Annotated in this window: 20 protein-coding genes and 1 other RNA gene; 11 read left to right on the top strand and 10 right to left on the bottom strand. The window is 60.4% G+C overall.

Annotated elements, in window-relative coordinates; genetic code table 11:
- Nucleotides 1-214: 214 nt before the first annotated feature.
- The gene (locus RHM62_RS05530) at nucleotides 215-724 is read right to left on the bottom strand and encodes an Lrp/AsnC family transcriptional regulator (protein ID WP_009666750.1); all 510 of its coding nucleotides are present in this window, start codon (nucleotides 722-724) and stop codon (nucleotides 215-217) included.
- 141 nt (nucleotides 725-865) lie between these two features.
- Here RHM62_RS05530 and RHM62_RS05525 point away from each other — a divergent pair, with 141 nt between their 5' ends.
- The 3 genes from RHM62_RS05525 (at nucleotide 866) to RHM62_RS05515 (ending at nucleotide 3,977) form a co-directional block, all read left to right on the top strand.
- The gene (locus RHM62_RS05525) at nucleotides 866-2,017 is read left to right on the top strand and encodes a branched-chain amino acid ABC transporter substrate-binding protein (protein WP_322124550.1); all 1,152 of its coding nucleotides are present in this window, start codon (nucleotides 866-868) and stop codon (nucleotides 2,015-2,017) included.
- Between the two features lie 79 nt (nucleotides 2,018-2,096).
- Nucleotides 2,097-2,870, top strand: a complete 774-nt coding sequence (locus RHM62_RS05520) for an SDR family oxidoreductase (RefSeq protein WP_322124549.1) — start codon at nucleotides 2,097-2,099, stop codon at nucleotides 2,868-2,870.
- A gap of 105 nt (nucleotides 2,871-2,975) precedes the next feature.
- The gene (locus tag RHM62_RS05515) at nucleotides 2,976-3,977 is read left to right on the top strand and encodes an MBL fold metallo-hydrolase (RefSeq protein WP_322124548.1); all 1,002 of its coding nucleotides are present in this window, start codon (nucleotides 2,976-2,978) and stop codon (nucleotides 3,975-3,977) included.
- Nucleotides 3,978-4,044: 67 nt separating this feature from the next.
- Here RHM62_RS05515 and RHM62_RS05510 read toward each other — a convergent pair whose 3' ends face one another.
- The gene (locus RHM62_RS05510; protein ID WP_322124547.1) at nucleotides 4,045-4,353 is read right to left on the bottom strand and encodes a c-type cytochrome; all 309 of its coding nucleotides are present in this window, start codon (nucleotides 4,351-4,353) and stop codon (nucleotides 4,045-4,047) included.
- Nucleotides 4,354-4,512: 159 nt separating this feature from the next.
- Between RHM62_RS05510 and RHM62_RS05505 the strand changes: the two genes are divergently transcribed.
- The gene (locus tag RHM62_RS05505) at nucleotides 4,513-4,746 is read left to right on the top strand and encodes a TIGR04438 family Trp-rich protein (RefSeq protein ID WP_322124546.1); all 234 of its coding nucleotides are present in this window, start codon (nucleotides 4,513-4,515) and stop codon (nucleotides 4,744-4,746) included.
- Between the two features lie 44 nt (nucleotides 4,747-4,790).
- On the opposite strand, the gene ilvD is transcribed toward RHM62_RS05505, so the two are convergent.
- Nucleotides 4,791-6,464 carry a dihydroxy-acid dehydratase gene (ilvD, locus tag RHM62_RS05500; RefSeq protein ID WP_322124545.1) on the bottom strand — a complete coding sequence of 558 codons (1,674 nt, stop codon included), beginning with the start codon at nucleotides 6,462-6,464 and terminating at the stop codon, nucleotides 4,791-4,793.
- A gap of 117 nt (nucleotides 6,465-6,581) precedes the next feature.
- Here ilvD and RHM62_RS05495 point away from each other — a divergent pair, with 117 nt between their 5' ends.
- Genes RHM62_RS05495 through RHM62_RS05485 form a run of 3 tightly spaced genes read left to right on the top strand, consistent with a single transcriptional unit; the run spans nucleotide 6,582 to nucleotide 9,794 of the window.
- Nucleotides 6,582-7,478 carry a LysR substrate-binding domain-containing protein gene (locus RHM62_RS05495; protein WP_322124544.1) on the top strand — a complete coding sequence of 299 codons (897 nt, stop codon included), beginning with the start codon at nucleotides 6,582-6,584 and terminating at the stop codon, nucleotides 7,476-7,478.
- A 13-nt stretch (nucleotides 7,479-7,491) separates the two neighbouring features.
- Entirely contained in the window at nucleotides 7,492-8,295 is an 804-nt protein-coding gene (gene lgt / locus RHM62_RS05490; RefSeq protein ID WP_322124543.1) for a prolipoprotein diacylglyceryl transferase, read from the top strand.
- Complete coding sequence (locus tag RHM62_RS05485; RefSeq protein WP_322125330.1) at nucleotides 8,292-9,794, top strand: malonyl-CoA synthase; 1,503 nt, start codon at nucleotides 8,292-8,294, stop codon at nucleotides 9,792-9,794. Before lgt ends, RHM62_RS05485 begins: the two co-directional genes overlap by 4 nt.
- A 36-nt stretch (nucleotides 9,795-9,830) precedes the next feature.
- On the opposite strand, the gene RHM62_RS05480 is transcribed toward RHM62_RS05485, so the two are convergent.
- The 7 genes from RHM62_RS05480 to RHM62_RS05450 all read right to left on the bottom strand — a co-directional run bounded on the left by RHM62_RS05480 (nucleotide 9,831) and on the right by RHM62_RS05450 (nucleotide 18,047).
- Complete coding sequence (locus RHM62_RS05480; RefSeq protein ID WP_322124542.1) at nucleotides 9,831-10,634, bottom strand: sulfite exporter TauE/SafE family protein; 804 nt, start codon at nucleotides 10,632-10,634, stop codon at nucleotides 9,831-9,833.
- A 63-nt stretch (nucleotides 10,635-10,697) separates the two neighbouring features.
- Complete coding sequence (locus RHM62_RS05475; protein WP_322124541.1) at nucleotides 10,698-11,165, bottom strand: EVE domain-containing protein; 468 nt, start codon at nucleotides 11,163-11,165, stop codon at nucleotides 10,698-10,700.
- A gap of 77 nt (nucleotides 11,166-11,242) precedes the next feature.
- Nucleotides 11,243-11,422: non-coding RNA, 6S RNA (ssrS, locus tag RHM62_RS05470), on the bottom strand.
- An 82-nt stretch (nucleotides 11,423-11,504) separates the two neighbouring features.
- Complete coding sequence (locus RHM62_RS05465) at nucleotides 11,505-11,816, bottom strand: cell division protein ZapA (protein ID WP_322124540.1); 312 nt, start codon at nucleotides 11,814-11,816, stop codon at nucleotides 11,505-11,507.
- Nucleotides 11,813-12,043, bottom strand: a complete 231-nt coding sequence (locus RHM62_RS05460) for a DUF904 domain-containing protein (protein WP_322124539.1) — start codon at nucleotides 12,041-12,043, stop codon at nucleotides 11,813-11,815. The genes RHM62_RS05465 and RHM62_RS05460 overlap by 4 nt, the downstream gene beginning before the upstream one ends.
- 59 nt (nucleotides 12,044-12,102) lie before the next feature.
- Nucleotides 12,103-15,387, bottom strand: coding sequence for a UvrD-helicase domain-containing protein (locus RHM62_RS05455; RefSeq protein WP_322124538.1), 3,285 nt, complete (start codon nucleotides 15,385-15,387; stop codon nucleotides 12,103-12,105).
- Nucleotides 15,384-18,047 (bottom strand): PD-(D/E)XK nuclease family protein, encoded by a 2,664-nt coding sequence (locus RHM62_RS05450; RefSeq protein ID WP_322124537.1) that lies wholly within the window; start codon nucleotides 18,045-18,047, stop codon nucleotides 15,384-15,386. Before RHM62_RS05450 ends, RHM62_RS05455 begins: the two co-directional genes overlap by 4 nt.
- 346 nt (nucleotides 18,048-18,393) lie before the next feature.
- Between RHM62_RS05450 and trxA the strand changes: the two genes are divergently transcribed.
- From trxA to RHM62_RS05430, 4 genes are all read left to right on the top strand, one after another.
- Nucleotides 18,394-18,720 (top strand): thioredoxin TrxA, encoded by a 327-nt coding sequence (gene trxA / locus RHM62_RS05445; protein WP_322124536.1) that lies wholly within the window; start codon nucleotides 18,394-18,396, stop codon nucleotides 18,718-18,720.
- Nucleotides 18,721-18,832: 112 nt separating this feature from the next.
- The gene (gene rho, locus RHM62_RS05440; protein WP_322124535.1) at nucleotides 18,833-20,098 is read left to right on the top strand and encodes a transcription termination factor Rho; all 1,266 of its coding nucleotides are present in this window, start codon (nucleotides 18,833-18,835) and stop codon (nucleotides 20,096-20,098) included.
- Nucleotides 20,099-20,266: 168 nt separating this feature from the next.
- Nucleotides 20,267-20,536 (top strand): type B 50S ribosomal protein L31, encoded by a 270-nt coding sequence (locus tag RHM62_RS05435; protein WP_009667743.1) that lies wholly within the window; start codon nucleotides 20,267-20,269, stop codon nucleotides 20,534-20,536.
- Between the two features lie 126 nt (nucleotides 20,537-20,662).
- Nucleotides 20,663-22,387, top strand: coding sequence for a glycosyltransferase (locus RHM62_RS05430; protein WP_322124534.1), 1,725 nt, complete (start codon nucleotides 20,663-20,665; stop codon nucleotides 22,385-22,387).
- The last annotated feature ends 33 nt before the right edge of the window (nucleotides 22,388-22,420 follow it).

The following is a 22,420-nucleotide window of genomic DNA, read 5'->3' as shown; positions in this document are numbered from 1 at the left end:
GGCGATTGCCGACGTGATTGGCGCGGTGCCACCGGCACGCGAAGTACGGCAGCATGACACGCAGGACTGGACCATATCCTGCGGTTCGGCCGGCGCTTGCGGTGACGGACCTTTCGGTAGCTTTTTATGCCGAAGAATAAGCACCGAATACCACCTTGACCTACGCCTGATCAGGTCCTTGCGCGCAAAAAAAATCGCCCACCTTGCGACGATCTCACTTTTTTGCGCGCACCTGCACTTCCAGTGACTTTTCATCAAAGGCGATGCGCGTGACAAATTTGGAGCGTTTCATTGGAAAGCGTGACTGGAAATGCCGCACATTGCCCGACCCCGAAATCACCCTCCGCACAAACTGGTAATAGGCGTCCATGTCGATGACATGCGCCACCAGAAAATAATCAAAATCTCCCGAAACGAAGTAGCACTGCATGACTTCGGCTTCCTTGCCCATTCTGGTTTCAAATTCCTGCATGCATTCGTCCGACTGATTGGTCAGTGAAATCTCAAGAAATGCCAGCATTCCATAGCCCAGCGCGAACGGATCGACCAGCGCCACATCGGCATTGATGATGCCGGCCGCACGCAGATCGCGCAGGCGGCGCAGGCAGGTCGGCTGCGAAATATGGGTCTTTTCGGCGAGCGTGCGGGTGGGGGTCTGGTTGTCCTTTTGCAGCAGGTTGAGCAGCTTGCGATCGACTTTGTCGAGTGCGTAAATTTTAGGCATATAAAAGTTAAACAATTGGTTAAAAAAACGCAGAAAAACGCTATGCGATCACGTTTTTGTCATGTAAGTTCTACATGTTCAGAAATCTGAATGGCAGTGTTGCAGCTAGGCTGTTTTTTTTCAATCCTCAGGAGTATATAAATGCAGTTCAATACAAAAATGATTCCCTTGGCCGCCGCGTTGGCATTCGCATTCGCAGGGACAGCTTCCGCCCAGGAACAGATCGTCAAGATCGGTCACGTCGGTCCCATCTCGGGCGCGATCGCCCATCTGGGCAAGGACAATGAAAACGGCGCCAAGATGGCAATCGACGAACTCAACGCCAAAGGCGTCGTCATCGGTGGCAAGAAGGTCAAGTTCGAACTGCTGGCAGAAGACGATGCAGCCGATCCGAAACAAGGTACCGCGGTTGCACAGAAGCTGGTCGATGCCAAGGTCAATGGCGTGATCGGTCACCTCAATTCCGGCACCACGATTCCTGCCTCGAAGATTTACTACGAAGCCGGTATTCCACAGATTTCGCCGTCAGCGACCAATCCTAAATACACGCAGCAAGGCTTCAAGACCGCCTTCCGCGTCGTCGCCAACGATGGCCAGCTCGGTGGCACACTGGGTCGCTATGCAGTTCAAGTGCTGAAAGCCAAACGCGTTGCGGTCATCGATGACCGTACTGCCTACGGCCAGGGCGTTGCCGAAGAATTCATCAAGGGTGCCAAAGGCAAATCCTCCGGTGTAGAGATCGTCGCGACACAGTACACGAACGACAAAGCCACTGACTTCAATGCCATCCTGACCTCGATCAAATCGAAAAATCCGGACGTCGTGTTCTTCGGCGGCATGGACGCTGTTGCCGGTCCGATGCTGCGTCAAATGAAACAGCTGGGCATCAACGCCAAGTTCATGGGTGGCGATGGTATCTGTACCGAAGCACTGGCCACGCTGGCCGGCGATGCAATGGCCGACAACCAGGTCGTCTGCGCTGAAGCAGGCGGCGTCGAAGATGCACAGAAAAAAGGCATGGAAGACTTCAAGGCTGCCTACAAGAAAAAATTCGGTGTCGATGTGCAGATTTATGCACCGTACGTCTATGACTCGGTGATGACCATGGTCGATGCAATGGTCAAGGCCGGCTCGGCAGATCCAGCCAAGTACGCACCTGTCCTGGCAAAAATCCAGCACAAAGGCGTCACCGGCAATATCGTGTTTGATGACAAGGGCGACATCAAGGACGGCACACTGACCTTGTACTCGTACAAAGGCGGCAAGCGCCTGCAACTGGCTGTCGTGAAGTAATTATCTGACCTGCTGCACAAGACGCCGCGATCGCAAGATCGGGGCGTTTTTTTTCGTCTGTTTTTTTCTTGAGGGTGTCATGTCTAAAAAAGTAGCAGTCATTACCGGATCATCGTCCGGCATCGGTGCCGCCACCGCGCGCTTGTTTGCCCGCAACGGCTACAACGTCGTCATCAATTTTTCGCGCAATCCGGAACCGGCCAATGTCGTCGCCGGACAATGCCGCGCGCTCGGTGCAGACGTGCTGGTGATGCAGGCCGATGTCTCGCTGGATGCCGACTGTCGCGCGCTGGCCGGAGCGGTCGATGCGAAGTGGCAGCGCACCGATGCGCTGGTCAACAATGCCGGCACAACGAAGTTTGTCGCTGCCACCGATCTGGATGGTTTGTCGGCGCAGGACTTCCATGACATCTATGCCGTCAACGTGATCGGCGCCTACCAGATGATCCGTGCCTTCGTACCGCTGATGCAGCGTCATCCGGGCGCTGGCGTGGTCAACGTCTCGTCGGTGGCGTCGGTGATGGGTAGCGGCTCCTGCCTTGCCTACATGGCATCGAAAGGCGCACTCAATGCGATGACCTTTGGCATGGCACGCGCGCTGGCACCGGCGATCCGGGTCAATGCGGTCGGGCCGGGTCTGGTCGAGACACCCTGGCTGCAGCAGGGCATGGGTATCGAACGCTATGACGCGATGCGCACAAACTACGAGAAGGTCACGCCGCTGGCATCGACGATACAGCCCGACGATGTCGCCGATGCCTGTTACTGGCTCTGCAACGGCGCGGCCCGCACCACCGGCGAATTTATTCTGGTCGACAGTGGCTTTGCCAAATTCCCGACGCTGGGGCGATAACGCAATGACAGCATCGCCGGCAGACATCACCGCGATCACCTATCCTGCCCACTGGTAAAAAAATTTACCAAGACACCTGCCAATCCATCCACCAAAGAGATCACCATGGCATCAACCACTTTTCATTTTGCAAAACGCAGCGTCCTGACGCTGGCCCTGGCCGGACTGGCCACCTGCACCTTGCTGGCACCGACCGCCGCACTGGCCGTCGCACCAGCCCAGGTCAAGACTCAGGTACCCGGTTTCTACCGGATGGCTGTCGGCGACTTTGAAGTTACGGCGCTGTATGACGGCTATATCGAACTCGATACGGCGCTGCTGAAAAATGCGACACCAAAAGAAATCCAGACCTTGCTGGCACGCTCGTTCGTCAACAAGAAAGGGATCCAGACAGCGGTCAATGCCTACCTGATCAATACCGGCAGCAATCTGGTCCTGGTTGATACCGGCGCGGCCAAATGCTTTGGTCCGACGCTCGGTGGCTTGCCTGCCAACCTGAAGGCCGCCGGCTACGAGCCATCGCAAGTCGATACCATCGTCATCACCCATCTACACCCGGACCATGCCTGCGGACTGCTCGATGCCGATGGCAAGCTGGCCTATCCAAATGCAACAGTGCGTCCGGCCAAGGCCGACGCAGATTTCTGGCTGGATGCGGCAATCGCTGCAAAAGCCCCGAAAGAGGCGCAAGGCTTTTTCAAGATGGCCCGCGAATCGGTCCAGCCCTACATCGATGCCGGCAAGTTCAAGCCGTTCACCAGCGGCGAGACCCTCGTAGCCGGCATCACGCCAATAGCAACACCGGGACACACGCCCGGCCACACCAGCTATCAAGTCACCTCCAAGGACCAGACCCTGCTGATTCTGGGCGACCTGATCCACAGCTATGCGGTGCAATTCCCGCGTCCTGCGATCGCCATTGGTTTTGACAACGACAGCAGCAAGGCTGTGCCGGCACGCAAAAAAATCTTCGACGAAGCGGTCAGCAAGCAAACTTATGTCGCGGGTGCGCATCTGCCTTTTCCTGGCATAGGCCAGTTGCGCAGCGAGGGTAAGGGCTATGGCTGGGTACCGGTCCAGTACGCGCCGTTCGGCATCGGTCGCTAAACCTGTCGCACCCATGAAAAAAGCCGCCGGGTCGATAAACCCGGCGGCTTTTTTTACTGTGCGACGCTTATTTCAGCGTCAGTATCCATTTGACCAAGGTACGCGCTTCGGCCTCGCTGACCTGGGCATTGGCTGGCATCGGTACCGCACCCCAGTTACCACCGCCACCTTTGAGGACTTTTTGCGTCAGCTTGTCTTCCGCATCTTTTTGTCCGGCATATTTGGCTGCCACATCCTTGAATCCGGGACCAACCACCTTGTTGGCCACTGCATGGCATGCCATGCAATTCTTTGACTTGGCCAGATCGGCATTGGCCAGTGCTCCATTCGACCATAGTGCACTCAGGGCCACACCGACGAGCAGGTATTGTTTCATTGCGATCTCCCTAAAGGCTAGCGACCGATTCTACCGTGGATTACGGGAATGCCTGCGCAGCGAAGTTGTGACAAATTAACGGTCGCCGCCAGGGATCGTTGACCGCTGTGATTGACCGTTACTTCCATACACAATATCCTGCAAGAAAGGGGAATCGCAATGCCGATCATCATACTCATCGTTGTTCTGGGCCTGCTGCGCTACTTTGAACTCGGCCCCGTCGCCAACTTGTCCTGGTGGTGGATCGCAGGCTTGTTCGGCGTCGCCTTCATCTGGTTCGAATTTATCGAACCCATTTTCGGGCTCGACAAGCGCAAGGCTCACGACGACATGGATCGCATTCGTGAAGAACGTGTCAGAAAAACCTTCGAGAAAAAACCACCCCGCCGGTAATCCGTTTCGTCACATGCAGTCCGTTTATCTTCGCCGGAAACCCATCAGTCAGTCACCGCCCCCTTGCTGGCAGACGACGCCAGTCTGGCAAACTTGGCCAGCACGCCACGCGTGTAACGCGGTGCCGGCGCTGTCCACAAGGCACGACGGCGAGCGATTTCGTCGTCAGCGACATTGAGCTGGATCAGCAACTGACGTGCATCGATGGTGACCGAGTCGCCCTCCTGCACCAGCGCAATCGTGCCACCCAGGAAAGCTTCCGGTGACACGTGACCCACCACCATCCCCCATGTCCCGCCCGAAAAACGGCCGTCGGTAATCAGGCCCACCGTTTCACCGAGGCCCTTGCCGATCAGCGCCGCCGTCGGCGCCAGCATTTCCGGCATGCCCGGTCCGCCCTTTGGTCCGAGGTAGCGCATCACCAGCACATCGCCCGGCTTGATCTCGTCAGCCAGGATCGCATCCATCGCCGTGTATTCATCGTCGAATACCCGTGCCGGTCCGGTGATGACCGGGTTCTTCAGGCCGGTGATCTTGGCCACGCAACCTTCAGGTGACAGGTTGCCTTTCAGGATGGCCAGATGGCCTTGCTTGTACAGCGCGGTCTCGATGGTGTGGATCACGTGCTGGTCGGCGCGCGGCACGTCCGGCAGCGCAGCCAGTTCCTCGGCCATGGTGCGACCGGTAATGGTCATACAGTCGCCGTGCAGCAAGCCTGCATTGAGCAGCAACTTGAGCACCTGTGGAATCCCGCCGGCCTTGTGCAGGTCGGTCGCGACATATTTACCGGAAGGTTTGAGGTCGCAGATGACCGGCACGCGCAAACGCACGGCTTCGAAATCATCAAGCGTCCATTCGACTTCGGCAGCATGGGCAATCGCCAGGAAATGCAGCACCGCGTTGGTCGATCCACCGGTAGCCATGATCAGCGACACGGCATTTTCGATCGACTTGCGGGTGATGATGTCGCGCGGCTTCAGGTCTTTCTTGACGGCTTCGATCAGTACCCGGGCGGACTCGGCGCAGGAGCCGGTTTTTTCATCGTCCGGATTGGCCATCGTCGATGAATACATCAGCGACATGCCCATTGCTTCGAACGACGACGACATCGTGTTGGCGGTGTACATGCCGCCGCATGAACCCGACGACGGGCAGGCATTGCGCTCGATGCCATCAAAATCTTCCTGCGACATGCGACCGGCCGAAAACTCGCCGACGGCCTCGAACGCCGAGACGATGGTCAGGTCCTTGCCCTTCCAGTTGCCCGGCTTGATCGTGCCGCCGTAGACATAGATGCTCGGCACATTGGTGCGCGCCATCGCGATCATCCCGCCCGGCATGTTCTTGTCGCAACCGCCGATGACGAGGCAGCCATCGAGCCACTGGCCATTGACGGCAGTCTCGATGCAATCGGCGATGACTTCGCGTGAAATCAGCGAGTACTTCATCCCTTCGGTGCCCATCGACATGCCATCTGAAATCGTCGGCGTGCCGAATACTTGCGGATTACCGCCGGCTTCCTTGATCGTCGAAATCGCGATGTCGGCCAGCTTCTGCAGACCCGAATTGCACGGCGTGATGGTCGAGTGACCGTTGGCGATGCCGATCATCGGCTTGTCGAAGTCGGCCTTCTCGTAGCCCATGGCGTAATACATCGAACGGTTCGGGCTGCGCGAGACGCCCTGGGTGATATTTTTCGAGCGGCGATTGAATGCCATGGAAGTCTCCGGAAGCGAATAAAAGCGCTACATTGCCTTGCGTGCTGCAGGCTGTCAAATATATGATTCACGCGGGATTGAGACGAATCCCGACCTAATCGGAGATCCCCGGAATCCATGACCATCGAACTGCGTCAGCTACGATATTTTGTGACGGTGGCCGAAGAACTCCACTTCGGCCGCGCCGCCGCGCGACTGCACATGACGCAGCCACCGTTATCGCAAACAATACAAGCGCTCGAAGCCGGACTGGGCCACCGGCTGTTCGCCCGCACCAACCGCAGCGTTGCGCTGACCCCGGCCGGCAGCGCGCTGCTGACCGAAGCGCGCCGCTTGCTGGCGCAGGCGCATGCGCTGCCGGAACTGGTGCGGCTGGCCGCGTCGGGCGAATCGGGACGACTGGTGCTGGCCTTCGTCTCGACCGCCGACTACAGCGTGCTGCCGCCGTTCCTGCGCGAATTTCGCGAACACTATCCGCAAGTGCATATCGAACTGCGCGAAGCCACCACCGACATCCAGCTCGATGACCTGGCCCAGAACCGTATCGATGTCGGCCTGCTGATCGCCCCGCTGCCCGAAAAATCCGCCACCGAACTGGCCTATTTGCGCGTGCTGTCGGAGCCGCTGATCCTGGCTGCACCGAGGGGCATCAAGGCACTGGCCGGCAGCACCGCCGTCTCACTCAAGGCAGTGGCCGGACTACCGCTGATCATCTTCCCGCGCCGCATCGCCCCGGCCTTCCACGATGCCATCCTCGCCACCTTCCGCGCTGCCGGCCTTACGCCGCATATCGGCCAGGAAGCGATCCAGATGCAAACCATCGTCGGGCTGGTTTCTGCGGGTATGGGCATCGCACTTGTGCCACAATCCGTTTCCAATCTGAAGCGCCCCGGCGTCGAATACAAAACCTTGCGCGGCAAGACCCCGCTGGTCGACACCGGGCTGGCCTGGCGACGCGACAATCACTCGCCGGTACTGCACGCCTTCCTCGACTTATTGCGAAAGAAAACCTGATGCAAAATCTCTCATGCTGATCCATCCGATGCCGGACCCGATTGCCATCCACCTTGGCCCGCTGGCAATTCGCTGGTACGGACTGATGTATCTGGCCGCCTTTGCCCAATTCATCCTGCTCGGCCGGCTGCGCATCAAGCAGGCCCACATTGCCGTGATGGGCTGGAAAAAAGAAGACCTCGATGACATGCTGTTTTATGGCGTGCTTGGTGTCGTCATTGGTGGCCGGCTTGGCGAAGTCCTGTTTTATAACCCTGCCTTTTATTTCAGCAATCCGCTCGAGATCTTCATGGTCTGGAAAGGCGGCATGTCCTTCCACGGCGGCTTTCTTGGCGTGCTGCTGGCAATGGCGATCTGGAGTCGCCGGCGCGGCCGCCATCTGATGGATGTGATGGATTTCATTGCGCCGCTGGTGCCGCTGGGTTACGCGTTTGGCCGCATCGGCAATTTCATTAACGCTGAACTGCCTGGCCGTATCGCCGATGCGTCGCTGCCGTGGGCGATGATCTGGCCGAATGTCGATAACCTGCCGCGCCATCCGTCGCCGCTCTATCAGGCGCTGGTTGATGGCCTGCTGCTGTTCATCGTGCTGTGGCTGTATGCGCGCAAGGCACGACCGCGCATGGCGGTCAGCGGCCTGTTCGCGCTGGGCTACGGCTGCGCCCGCTTCTTCACGGAATACTTCCGCACACCCGATTATCTGGTCCCGCTCGGACCGGTGACGATCTCGGCCGGACAGATGTTGTCGGTGCCCATGATCGTGCTGGGCATCGTGTTACTTGTGATCGCTTACCGCAGCCAGAAAGTCGCCTCCTGATGAGCAACCTGTACGCCCTATTCGCGGCCAATTTTCCGGCCGATCGCCGCACCTGCTGCATCGAAACCCACGACGGCCTGCAGTATTCGTGGGATGACATCGACCACGCCAGCGGGCGCATGGCCAACCTGCTTGCCAGCCTCGCGCTGCCGGCCGGTTCGCGCATCGCCGCCCAGATCGAGAAGTCGCCCGAAGCACTGATTCTGTACCTGGCCACCTTGCGCGCCGGCTTCGTGTTCGTGCCGCTCAATACCGCCTACCGCGCGGCCGAAATCGACTATTTCCTCAACGATGCGACACCGGCCTTGCTGGTGTGCGCACCGTCGGCATTTGGCTGGATCTCGAAACTGGCGTTCGCTGCCGGTACGCGCCAGGTTCTCACGCTTGATGACCAGCGCCAGGGCTCGCTGCTGGAACGCGCTGCCGTGCAGCCGGACTTCTTCGAGACCGTCGCCGTCACCGACGACGATCTGGCCGCACTGCTGTACACGTCCGGCACTACCGGACGCAGCAAGGGCGCGATGCTCACGCACCGCAACCTCGCGACCAATGCGCAAGTGCTGCAGCAGTACTGGCACTGGCAAGCCGGTGACGTGCTGCTGCATGCGCTGCCGCTATTCCATATCCATGGCTTGTTCGTGGCCTGCCACGGTGCGCTGCTCAATGGCAGCAAGATGATTTTCCTGCCGCGCTTTGACAGCGCGACCGTGATCCGGCAACTGCCGCACGCGACCGTCTTCATGGGCGTGCCGACCTTTTATGTGCGCCTGCTGGCTGATCCGGCATTCGATCACAACGCCTGTGCCTCGATCCGGCTGTTCGTGTCCGGCTCGGCACCGCTGCTGCTCGATACCTTCGACAATTTCATCGCACGCACCGGCCAGACCATCCTCGAACGCTACGGCATGAGCGAAACGGCGATGATGACTTCGAATCCGTACGATGGCGCGCGCATCGGCGGGACAGTAGGCTTGCCATTACCGGGCATCGCGCTGCGGGTCGTTGATGAGCACGGGCATCCCTGCGCGAGCGGCGCGATCGGTGCCATCGAAGTGCGCGGTCCGAACGTCTTCAAGGGCTACTGGCAGATGCCGGAGAAGACCGCGCAGGAATTTACGGCGGACGGCTATTTCATCACCGGTGACGTCGGCTGTTTCGACGAGCGCGGCTACCTGAGCATCGTCGGTCGCAGCAAGGACCTGATCATTTCCGGCGGCTACAACATCTATCCGAAAGAGATCGAATCTTTTCTCGATGAGCTCGATGGTGTCGAGGAATCGGCTGTCATCGGCGTGCCGCATCCGGACTTCGGTGAAGCCGTCGTGGCGGTCATCGTCGCCAGCAAGGCCGCGACGTTGACTGCTGCGGGCGTGATTGCAGCGATGAAGGCCAGCATTGCCAATTTCAAGGTGCCGAAGCAGGTGCATTTCGTCGACGAGTTGCCGCGTAATGCGATGAGCAAAGTGCAGAAGAATGTACTGCGCGAGCGGTTCGGCTGAGGTACATCCGGTGCACTGCCCTGCGCTTATTGCACCCTATGAAAACGCCTTGTAAAACATATACCCCGCCAGCAAAAACAGCATCACCGCAAAAATCTTTTTCAGCGTCTTGACAGGCAATGCATGCGCCGCCTTCGCGCCCAGCGGAGCCGTCAGCACGCTGGCCATCGAGATCACCAGCAATGCCGGCAAATAGATGTAGCCCAGCGAACCGGACGGCAGGTCCGGGATCGACAAGCCGAAATAGATATTCGACAAAGTCCCCGCCAGCGCAATCGGAAAACCGAGCGCGGCACTGGTGGCTACCGCATTGTGGATCTTGACCTGACACCAGGTCATGAACGGTACCGAGACAAATCCACCGCCGGCACCAACCAGGCCGGCCAGCACGCCAATGCCGCCACCAGCCGCAAACATGCCGGCATTGCCCGGCAAGCCGCGCGTGCCGGAGGGCTTTTTATCGAACAGCATCTGGGCCGCAGAAAAGGTGACGAACACTGCGAAGAACATCGCCAGCGTGGCCGAGTTCATTTGCTGGCCTATCCACGGACCGACCCATGAACCGATCAGTATGCCCGGTGCAAGCAGCTTGACGATGTCCCAGCGCACCGCGCCACGGCGGTGATGCGCAACCACTGACGACACCGACGTGAACATGATGGTGGCCAGCGACGTGGCGATGGCCACGTGGATGATGAGCTCTTTCGGGAAGTCCTTGTAGGTCAGCAACGCCGTGATAAATGGCACCAGCAACATGCCGCCACCAATGCCGAGCAGGCCGGCAGCAAAACCCACGGCGCTGCCGAGGACAAGAAAAGCAATGATCAGGCTAGGGTCCATCGGGATGCTCCTGCGGGTGATTGAATCTGGCTTACGGTGACAGGAAGACGGACAGCGGATCGATCAGGCAGGCGCAATCAGGTGCTGGTTGATCCAGCGCCAGTCGGCCGCTTCGACACGCGATATCGACAGCCGGTTGCCGCGCTTGAGTACCTGCATGTCGGCCAGTTCCTCGGCCGCCCGCAGCGCCGATAGCGGCACCAGCGGCACGGCACGCAACGCGCGGATATCGACCATCATCCAGCGCGGATTTTCGGGCGTGGCTTTCGGATCGAAATAATGGCTGCGCGGTTCGAACTGGGTGAAATCCGGATACGACGTGCTGGCCACTTCAGCCAGTCCGACGATGCCGGGTGCCGCGCAGCTGGAGTGATAGAACAGCACGCCATCGCCGACCCGCATGGCGTCGCGCATGAAATTACGCGACTGGTAATTGCGAATGCCAAACCACGGCATGGTCTGATCGGGGGCGGCCAGTACATCGTCGATGCTGACTTCGGTGGGTTCGGACTTCATGAGCCAAAAGGACATCGGGAGGGTCCAAAAAAACGGAGAAAATAAACAAGGCGAAAAAAAACGGCTGCATTTTCATGCAACCGCTCCACTAAAAAATCCCCGCTGGTGCCGCTTTGCCGGCATCCCGAACCAACCGGTTCAAGGTGGCTGCAGTCAGTTCAATATCGGGCTCATCGGACTAGCGACGTGCACACCCACCAAACAATATTCCGCGGCCGATGCACATAAATGGTTCTAGGAATATATGGCAATCGCGAGCACTGCAGGGAGGTCAAAGTCTACTCTGATCGATCCTGCTGTCAAACCCTTTTGGCTGTTTTTTTGGCCTGTTTCAGAGGGCCGAAAGACCGCATTTCAGAAGAGGTTTTCCTGTGGCGTCAGAGCCTGATCGAGCACCGTGTGCATGTGCTGGATCTGCTGCTGGACTTCGGCCATCGAGAGTTCCGACAGCGGACCGGCAGGCGCTTTTGTTGATAGCAGTTCGGCAGCAATGCCGAGCGCGACCATCACGGCGATACGGTCGTTACCCTTGATTTTTCCGCCATCACGGATCGCGCACATGCGCTTGTCGAGATAGTCGACGGCGGCCTGCAGCGCGCCTTCTTCGCCTTCCTTGCACATCAGCGTGTAGGCTTGTCCCATCATCGTCACTGGCAACTGGATCATGGGGATTCCTCGACATCTTTGGCTTCAATTTCCGGTTCGGCAGGCAACCGGTCCATCAGGGCGGCGACGCGATCATGGGCTTCCTGCATGCGCCGGGTCAGGTCTGCCTTGTCGACGGCGAGGCTGACAGCGTATTTTTGCAAGGCGATGTTTTCGTTGCGCAAAGAAATAACCAGCTCGGCGAGCTGGCTGACTTTTGCTGAGAGGTGACTGAAATCTGGAATCATGCGGCACTATATTTTGCGGCGTAACCGGCGTCAACCGATTACGTCAGATCGCGCCCGGATTACGTGGCGAACTCGTGGAATGACCCGTCGACCAGGATCAATGCCGTGCGTATCGGTTGGCCGGCATACACCGCCAGCGCCGCACGCCGGTAACGCGCCAGTTGCGCCGCATAGTCGGCCCGTTCGCTGGCCAGCAAGCGACGCTTGTAATCGAGTATCCACAACGCATCCGGCAATTGCACCAGCCGGTCGAAGCGCAGCAGTTCGCCGTCGTGCAGCAATTCAATTTCATTGTGGGCAAACACGATCTGGTTCGGATCAAAAAACCGGCTCAGCCCGGGTGCCGCGAGGATGGTCAGTGCCTGCGCGCGCACGACACCCGCGCAAGCCGGCGAGCAGTCCAGCCAGCGCGCGATAACACCGGCATCCGGCACCGGCAACACGCCGTCGCGATGCTGCGTGAGCCGCTCCAGTAAGCCATGTAAGGCGATGCCTTCATCGATTTCCGGCGTGCTATCAGCCACGTCCGGGACCGCTGCCGGTGGCATCACCGCCGGATTGAACACCGGCCAGTGAAAGTCGGACTCGATGCTGTCGGCGTCACCGGACGGCTCGGCCTCGAGCAGCATTTCCGGCGCGTCCAGCAAGCGCGCATACCAGCTGCCATCTACCGTGCCGTCGGCCTGCGCATTGCGCTTGCCGGCCACACCGCTGACGATCAGGCATTGCCGCGCGCGCGTCATCGCGACATACAGCAGGTTCCAGTCTTCCTGCGCGCGAAAACGGTCTTCGTCGGCGAACAAGGCATCGCGCGCGGCACCGCGTTCGGCAACCCGTCCGAATGCCGAAAAATGGGTGGGTGCAGCCGCGTCCTGCGGCCATTCGCACAGGATGCCGGCATCGTCGCGCGCCGGTTCGCTGTGATTGGCATCGAGCAGCACGACGATGTCGGCTTCCAATCCTTTGGCGCTGTGGATGGTGAGGATGCGCACCGCGTCGAGCGCGGCGTCGATATCGGCTTCGTCGGGCGCGTCGTTGTGCGCGGCATTTTGCAAGGCCCGCAACGCATCAATAAATTTCGGCAGGCTCGGATAACGGCCGGCATCGAGATTCAGCGCCAGCGCCGTGAAGGCTTCGAGGTTACCGATTACCTGCCCGCGCAGCAGCGCCGGCACCGATGCCGCATAGCGCGCCACCAACTGGCCTTCGTGCAGGATGCGGTCAAGCAGGTCATGCACCGGCAAGCCGGGCGCGATCATCAGCCAGTGCTGCAATTGCATGGTGGCGTCGGGCAAGACGTCCTCGAGCGCGAGCAGACGCTGCCACCAACTAGCGCCGTCGTGCTGCGCGAGGCGGATCAGGTCGGTGTCGGCGGCACCGATGATAGGGGATTTAAGCACGTGCGCCAGCGCGCGGTTGTCGCCGGGCGTGATCAGGAAAGTCAGCAAGGCGATCAGGTCGGCGATCTCAAGCGACTCCAGCAAGCCGCCGCGCTTGTCGGACGCGAACGGAATCCCGGCTTCGCGCAGCGCGGTTTCATAGGCACCGAGATGGGCGCGCTTCTTGACCAGCAACATTATGTCGGACCAGCGCGGCAACGTGCCATTGCAGGCGGCCAGTTCCAGCCGCGCACGCCGGATCGCCACCGCCACTGCGCGACCTTCATCGAGACGGCGCGCATCCTCGTCTTCTTCCAGCGGCGTCACCAGCGGGTCGCGCAGCACCAGACCGGCGGGCGCGGCGATGGTGCTTGCCGGCTGCACCACCAGCGGCAAGCGCCAGATCATGCCGGGACGCGCCGACAGCGTCGTCTGTGCCGAAAAAATCGGATTCGGACCGAAGCTGTCATTGAGCAGTTCGATCAGGGCAGGCGCATTGCGTCGGGTCTGGTTGGTTTGCAGGATCGCGGCGCCCTGCGCGGCCAGCATCGCGCGCGCAGCGAGGAACACGCGCGGCTCGGCGCGACGGAACCGGTAAATCGATTGCTTCGGATCGCCGACGATGAAGACGCTGGGTGCCGCGCTGTCGTCGCCATAGGCCGCCAGCCACGCGCGCACGATGCTCCATTGCAGCGGATTGGTGTCCTGGAATTCGTCCAGCAAAATGTGCCGGTAGCGCGAATCGAGCCGGCTTTGCAGATACGCTGCATGCTCCTCATTGCCGAGCAAGCGGTAAGCCTGCCATTCGAGATCGGCAAAATCGAACACGCGCTGCTCGGCCTTGACCGCCTGATAGACGGCGAGATACGCCGCGCCCACCGTGAACAAGGCGGCATTGAGCGCCAGCACCGTGGTCTCGCTACTGCGCCGTTGCAGCTGCATCAGCGCCGCGGCGAGGGTAGCGAATCCGGTCTCGAAACTGTCGGCGCTGTTGTCGCCGAGGTTGACCTCGTTGGCCGCCAGCAGCTTGCCGCGCCGGTGGTCATTGCCGCGCACCTTGCCCTTGTCATCCATGAACTGCAGGAACAATTGCTGGAAACCGTCGAGGCTGGCACCGGCGGTGAGCGCCGACTCGATTGCCACCGCGCGCTCCTGATTGCGCTTGGCACCCTGCCCGAGCAGCCATGCCATCGTCTGCAGGCGCTGCATCAGCGCCGTGTCGCTCCACAAGCTCAGGCGGGCATCCGTCACGCCATCGTCGCCGCATAGCTCGGCCAGCGTGTCGAGCGGCAATCCGGTCTGCAATCCGGTCTGTGAAGCGGCCCACCACTCGGCGCGCTTGCCGACAAACGCATCGAGCAGCTTCTTCGCATTCCAGTCGCCGACCAGTTCATACAAGTGCTGCAAGGCTTGCCGGACCTCGGACTGGCCGTCTTCATTGAGCACCTGCATGAAGCGACTGTAGGCGTCCAGCGCCAGCGCGCCGGTGGCGGCGGTCAGGCTGTAGCCGTGCGGCACGCCCGACGCCAGCGGTGCCAGCCGGATCAGCTTGGCAAACCAGCTGTGAAAGGTGTCGATCGATAGCGCTTGCGGACTGGCCAGGACTTTTTCGTAGAGGCCACGCGCGACCGGCATCAGCACATTCAGTTCGGACGCCGCGATGCCGCGCTCGCGCAGCAGCGTGCGCACCGTCTCGTCGGGGGCCAGCGCCAGCTCACGCAGCAGCTGGATCAGGCGGTCGCGCATTTCCTGCGCGGCCTTGCGGGTGAAGGTGATGGCCAGCATTTCGGATGGTGCGGTACCGGCCAGCAGCAGGCGCAACATGCGCGCCACCAGCAGCCAGGTCTTGCCGCTGCCGGCGCAGGCTTCGACGACGACCGAGTGACGCGGATCGCAGGCCGCCGCGATAAAGGCCTCGGTCGAGGCTTCGGCATCGTTGATGGTGTAGGCGCGTGGCAGGTTCATGCCCAGGCTCCCTTGCGGCACAGGCCGCGCACGTCGCAATACTGGCAAACGGTGTCGATGCCGTTGGCCGGCAAGGCGGCCCCGGTGGAAATGGCGTGCATTTGTTCGATGATGCGATGCTCCAGGGTGTCTTGCCAAAGGGCGTAATCGGGGGCGGCGACGTCGCCGGTCTTGCTGCCGGTGAGTTCGAGTGCGACGTAGTGACCGGCGCTCATGCGGGCGTCCGCCAGCAGGCCGTAAAACGGCAGCTGATGGTCTTCGGTCTGCTTGAAGCGGTCGCGCAAGCCCTGCACGGCCTTGGTCTTGTAGTCGAGCACGGCGCGCGTGCCATCGGCATGTTCATCGATCCGGTCAACCCGGCCATGCAGCCGGATCGCGCCGCCTGGCCAGCACAGCTCGCGCTCCATTTGCTGCTCGCCGATGACGAATTGCCAGCCCTGCTCTTCGCGTTCGGCGGCCCAGTGCAAATACGCCGGCATGACTTTTTGCCAGCGCACGTAATAGCCGAGGGCCGCCGCGTTGCGTGCCAGTTCCTGCCGGAATATCTGCTCTGACACGCTGGCCAGCAAGGCTGCGCGCTGCGCCAGCGGGACTTGTCCGGCACTGACAGTGGCGTGGTACTGCGCCAGGATCTGGTGCAGCCAGTCGCCGTAATCGCGTTTTTCCGGCAGGTCGGAAAGCTCGTCGATGGCATTAAGCCCCAGCATCCGGGTCGCAAAAAACTGGTACGGGCAGGCGATCAGGCTGTTGTAAGCGCTGGCTGATAGTTTGGCGGGCAGCAGTGCTGGTGCCGCAGGAGCCGGCATTGTCGCCAGCGCGGGCTGCAGCTCTTGAACCGCGATGTCGCTGCGGTGCTCTGGCAGCACCGGCAAGCCGGCGCGCAGCAAGGTCAGCTGCAAGCGCTCTATCCACGGGCTGACGGTATTGGGCTCGCCATCGACGGTGGCCTGCCACGACAGCACGATGGTGCTGCCGCTCGAGAGCAATTCGGTCAGGTCGCGCAATTGCTGGCGCTGACGGATTTCACGCGTGGCCAGGCCCAGTTCGCGCCGCACCGCATTGGCGAAGAACAGTGTCTCCGGTGGTTGCGACGGCAAATGGCCGGCATCGATACCGACCACCAGCACTGCATCGAAGGAGCGCAAGCGCGCGCCGTTTAACGGCAACATCACGACCCGCTGGTCGGACTCGGACACCTCGTAGGCAGCCGACTCGCATTGCAGGCCGACGAAGGCGCGCCATTCGGCAAACGAAAACGGCTGGCCCAGCCCGCTGCATTCCAGCGCGATCCGGTCCAGCAATGCCATCAATTGTTCGCCGGCGCTATCGCTCGACAAGGCTGTCTGCATGCCCAGCGCATCGAGTACCTCGCGCGTGGTCGCCAGCCAGTCGCCGAGGCTACAGTTGCGCTGGAAACGGCCGGCCTGTTCGCGCAGGCGCAGCAGCAACTGGTGCTCGGCCGGCAGCGCCTTCAGCGCCAGTGCTGCCGCCTCCCAGCCACCGGTGACATTGGCCCGTCGCAGCGCCAGTTCGATGGTCATCACACTGGCGGGCGCGACCGTGATGAACGGAGATTTAAGCAAGTCCAGCAGCGCACCGGTTTCGGCGCGCGAGGTGACGACATCGAATAAGGCCGCCAGCGCCGAGGCAGCACGGGTAGTCGATAATTTCCAGCCGGTCTCGTCGGCGACGAACACCTCGGCGCGTTCCAGCAGCGCCCGCAAGCGCCGTGCAATCACGCGGTCCTGCGCGATGATGGCAATGCGGGCATGGCCGGCGGCGATCCAGTCGAGCACGGTTTGCGCACCGCGCACTGCTTCGTCCTCAAGACTGCATGCAGGGAACAGCGCGATACGTTCCAGTGCAGCGGGAGCGTCCACCGCAGCGCTGCCATCAACCAGCTCCGGCCACGCCGTGACGCACACCGGTGCCAGCGCTGCGGCGCGCCAATCCAGGCAGATCGGCAGCACGTCATGGCGTTCTGCATAAGCCGACAGGAATGCCTGCTCGAACGGATCGGCTTCGACCGGCGAGATCCAGACCAGCGACTGCGCGCCGCGTGCAGCCAGCTGCAGCAAGTGCTCGAGGCGGCTGGCATTGGCGTCGCGCTGGTCGAGCTGGGTGCGCCAGATGGTCCAGACCAGCTGGCTCTCGTCGGACAGCAGCTCGCGTGCCGCCGGTGACAATTGATCGAGCGCAGCCTGCCAGCGTTGTTCGGATTCCTGCGGAAACACGCGCATCGCCGGCAACAGGCTCAGCGTCAGTTCATCCGACAGCGCCAGCAGCGTCTGCGCCAGCGGCAGCAAGTCGGTATTGCGGCGTGCGCTAAAGAGCTTTTTGAGCCACGCATGCTGGCGCAGTTCGGCATACAGCGCCATCAAGCGTTCGCTGTCACCCGCCACGTTATCGGCCGGCACCTGCAATGCCAGCCATGATGACAAGGTCGTGATGACAGGCGGCACGAAGGCCGACCCGACGGCCGTGGCCAGTGCCAGCTTGAGGCGGCGCGCTTGCTCGAAGGTCGGCACCAGCACCCGGGATGATGAAAAATCGGCGATACCGCCGGGGGCCGGCCGGTCACGCAAAAACACGAGCAGGTGGTCTGCCGCGTCGGTCCAGAACTGCGCCGACGGCGCGATCAGGCAAGGGAATAACAACATGGCATCAGTGTCCGGAAAAACGATCAGGCATGGTGCCATGATCACGTCCGGTCCTCATCCCTTTTATGCACTTGGTCCGACAGCCGTTTGGCGTCGCGTTTCCCGCTAACCCGCAGCCGATAAAAATCGGTTATAGTTTCCAGACTTTTTAGTCGCAGGAATTTCCTCCCACCTGCACGTTCCCTTGATTTTCATTCCGTGATCACCATCTCTGGCCTGTAGTTGCGGCAGCGTCGTGGCACGTACGAAAAAGTCAGGAAACGTCAGGAAAGCTGGCGATGGAGCTGCGACGTTGATTCACCCCTGGTTCAGTACTGAATCACTTAATCCCTCATTCGAGGAAATCATGAGCGAAAACATCAAGCACATTACCGACGCGTCCTTTGAAATCGACGTCCTGAAATCCGATCAGCCAGTTCTGGTCGACTTCTGGGCCGAGTGGTGCGGTCCCTGCAAATCGATCGCCCCTATCCTGGAAGAGATTGCCAAGGAATACAACGGCAAACTGCTGATCGCCAAGATGGATGTCGACAGCAACCAGGCTATCCCGGCCAAGTTCGGCATTCGCGGTATCCCGACACTGATCCTGTTCAAGAACGGTGTCCCAGCGGCACAAAAAGTCGGCGCCATGGCCAAAGGCCAGTTGACTTCATTCATCGAAAGCAACATCTAAGACCGAGCGCGACGAAGCGCCTGCCTCGTCGCACTACCCGTTAATTTTCGCCACGCAGTCCACTCCCCCACCTCTATTTCCCGTCACGGGACACTCAACTTTACTAATGACCATGCACTTATCAGAACTCAAGGCGCTTCACGTATCCGCCCTGCTCGAAATGGCCATCGGCCTCGACATCGACAACGCCGCCCGCTTGCGCAAACAGGAACTGATGTTTGCGATCCTCAAGAAGCGCGCAAAGACCGGTGAACAAATTTTCGGCGATGGCGCCCTCGAAGTGCTGCCTGACGGCTTCGGCTTCCTGCGCTCGCCCGACGCCAGCTACATGGCATCGACCGACGACATCTATATCTCGCCTTCGCAAATCCGCCGCTTTAATCTGCACACCGGCGATTCGATCGAAGGTGAAGTCCGCACCCCGAAGGATGGCGAACGCTACTTTGCACTCGTCAAAGTCGACAAGGTCAACGGCGAATCGCCGGAAGCCTCGAAGCACCGCATCCTGTTTGAAAACCTGACGCCATTGCACCCGAACCAGCCGCTGCGACTCGAGCGTGAAATGAATGGCCAGGAAAACATCACCGGCCGCATCATCGATCTGATCGCACCGATCGGCAAAGGCCAGCGCGGCTTGCTGGTGGCGTCGCCGAAGTCCGGCAAATCGGTCATCCTGCAGCACATGGCGCACGCGATTACCGCGAACCATCCTGACTGCACGCTGATCGTCCTGCTGATCGACGAACGGCCGGAAGAAGTCACCGAGATGCAGCGTTCGGTGCGCGGCGAAGTGGTCGCCTCGACCTTCGACGAGCCAGCCACCCGCCACGTGCAAGTCGCCGAAATGGTCCTTGAAAAAGCCAAGCGCCTGGTCGAAATGAAAAAAGACGTCGTGATTCTGCTCGACTCGATCACCCGCCTGGCCCGTGCCTACAACACCGTCATTCCGGCCTCGGGCAAAGTGCTCACCGGTGGTGTCGATGCCAATGCGCTGCAACGTCCGAAACGCTTCTTCGGCGCGGCCCGCAATATCGAAGAAGGCGGTTCGCTGACCATCATCGCAACCGCCCTGATCGAAACCGGCAGCCGCATGGATGACGTGATCTTTGAAGAATTCAAGGGTACCGGCAACATGGAAGTGCACCTCGAACGCCGCCTGGCCGAGAAGCGCGTCTACCCCGCCATCAACCTCAACAAGTCCGGCACCCGTCGCGAAGAATTGCTGATCAAGCCGGACCAGCTACAAAAAATCTGGGTGCTGCGCAAACTGCTTTACAGCATGGATGAAATCGAAGCGATGGAATTCATCCTCGACAAGATGAAGGCGACCAAGAACAACGCCGAATTCTTCGACATGATGCGACGCGGGAATTCATAAAAAGAAACACCGGGAAGCAAGCTTTTCTGTTTTCCCGGCACTTCTGGGCGCATTTGTCTTGTACAATCCGCGCTCCATTAAACGGCAAGTGATCATCAATCGGGTCAAGAAGCAGAACGACCGACGAAGTGGCGATTGGCTACCAAAATTCAACTACCGAGGCTCCAAATGAAAGCAGGCATTCACCCGAATTATCGCGAAGTACTGGTCCACGACCTGTCATGCGACTTCAAATTCATCACCCGTTCGACCGTTCAGACCCGTGAAATGGCTGAGTTCGAAGGCAAGCAATACCCATTGGTAAAAATCGAAGTCTCGTCGGAATCGCATCCTTTCTACACCGGCAAGCACAAGATCGTCGACACGGCTGGCCGCGTGGACAAGTTCCGCAAGAAATTCGGTGTGGTTGGTTCGCGCACCCAGATCGCCCAGGACTAAATTTATCCCGGCACGACAAAAAGGCAGCTTCGGCTGCCTTTTTTGTTGGATGCTAAATATGACACCCCCTTTTACTGCACAATAACGCCGATCAACTCTTCGGCTCCATGCCCATTGCCCGCCTTAATGAAGCCCGTCCGCCTCCCCGCCTCCGCCACGCTAGCGCTTCCGCGCCTGGCACTGTTTGCCCTTTGCATCCTCTACATCCTGCCCGGCCTGATCGGGCGCGATCCGTGGAAGACCGACGATGCGGCCGGCTTCGGCATCATGTGGACCATGGCGCATGGCGGCATCGCTGACTGGCTCTGGCCCAATATTGTCGGTCTGGCGATGCCTGAAAAAGGCCCGCTGGCGTTCTGGCTGGGCGCGCTCTGCATCAAGCTGTTCGGCTGGTTGCTCGGCGATGCGCTGGCGGCGCGCGTTGCCACGGTCGGCTTCTTTCTGCTGGGATCGGTATCGGTCTGGCAAACCACGTATCTGCTCGGACGCCGTCCCGAAACCCAACCGCTGCAACTGGCCTTCGGTGGTCAGCCGGAACCACGCGATTACGGTCGCACGCTGGCCGACGGCGCGCTGCTGATTTATCTGGGTTGCCTTGGCTTGCTGGTGCATAGCCATGAAACCAGCGCCGAAGCACTGTACGTCGCTTTAATGGGAACCACGCTGTATGCGGTCGCCCGCCTGTCCAACCGGCCCTCACTGCGCACGGCACTGGTGACGGGATTGGCACTTGGCTTGCTCGCGCTGACACGCGGCTGGGTCATGCCGGCCGGCCTGTTCATCGGTTTCACGCTGCTGGCCGGCTGGCGTCAGCGCGCACTGCTGCGATGGCTGCTGACCCTGACACTGCCACTGGCGCTGCTCGTCGGTGCGAGCTGGATCCTATTAGCCAACCTGGTGCAACCCTATGAGGGCTCGCCCGCTTCGGCATGGATGAGCTGGAACCTCGACCAGCTGGCGCTGCCGACGGTCGATGGACTGAAATACTTTTTCCGCTACACCATCTGGTTTGCCTGGCCGGCCTGGCCCTTCGCAGGCTGGGCCGTGTATGCCTGGCGCAAACAGCGCGGCGCGCTGCACATCCTGTTGCCGCTGACTGCGGTCCTGATCATCGTGGTACTGGTGCTGCTCAATCCGCACCACATCGAAGGCAACTTGCTGCCACTGCTGCCACCACTGGCGATTCTGGCCGCATTCGGCTTGCCGACGATGAAGCGCGGCGCCATCAATGCGGTGGACTGGTTCGCCGTGATGACGCTGTCGACCTCGGCGGCATTCATCTGGGTCGGCTGGATCGCCAAGCAAACCGGCTGGCCGGCGCAACTGGCGCGCAACGCCTTCAAACTCGCGCCCGGTTTCAAGCCGGAATTCAACTTTGTGGCCTTTGCCGTCGCGGCACTGGCTACGGCGGGCTGGATCGCGGTGGTGCACTGGCGTATTTCACGCCGGCCCTCGGTGCTGTGGCGCGCCGTGGTTCTGTCGACCGCCGGCGTGATCCTGTGCTGGCTGTTGCTGATGACGCTGTGGCTGCCGTGGCTTGATTACGGCAAGAGCTACGCCGGCGTCGCGCAGCAGATTGCGCAGAGCCTGCCAAAAGCGAACCAATGTGTCGATACCAATGTCGGCCCGACGCAACGCGCCACGTTCGCGTATTTCGGCAAGGTCAATTTCGCGCCGTTCAATGGCGCCGACTGCGATTTTTTGCTGCTCCAGGACAGTAACCGGCCGCATCAGAAAGACGCGGTCATCGAGCCGTTCGGTGATGGCGTCCCCTGGAAGTTGCTGTGGGAAGGACGTCGACCGTCCGACCGTGACGAACGTTTCCGTCTCTATCAACGCACCGGTCGCTGAGCCGGATCAACCGGCCGGCCCGGCTGCGGCGTG

It is taken from the genome of Actimicrobium sp. CCC2.4, assembly GCF_034347385.1.
Taxonomy (GTDB): Bacteria; Pseudomonadota; Gammaproteobacteria; order Burkholderiales; family Burkholderiaceae_D; genus Actimicrobium.
Note: the sequence above shows the minus strand (reverse complement) of the source record. Positions and strands in the feature narration are given on the sequence as shown.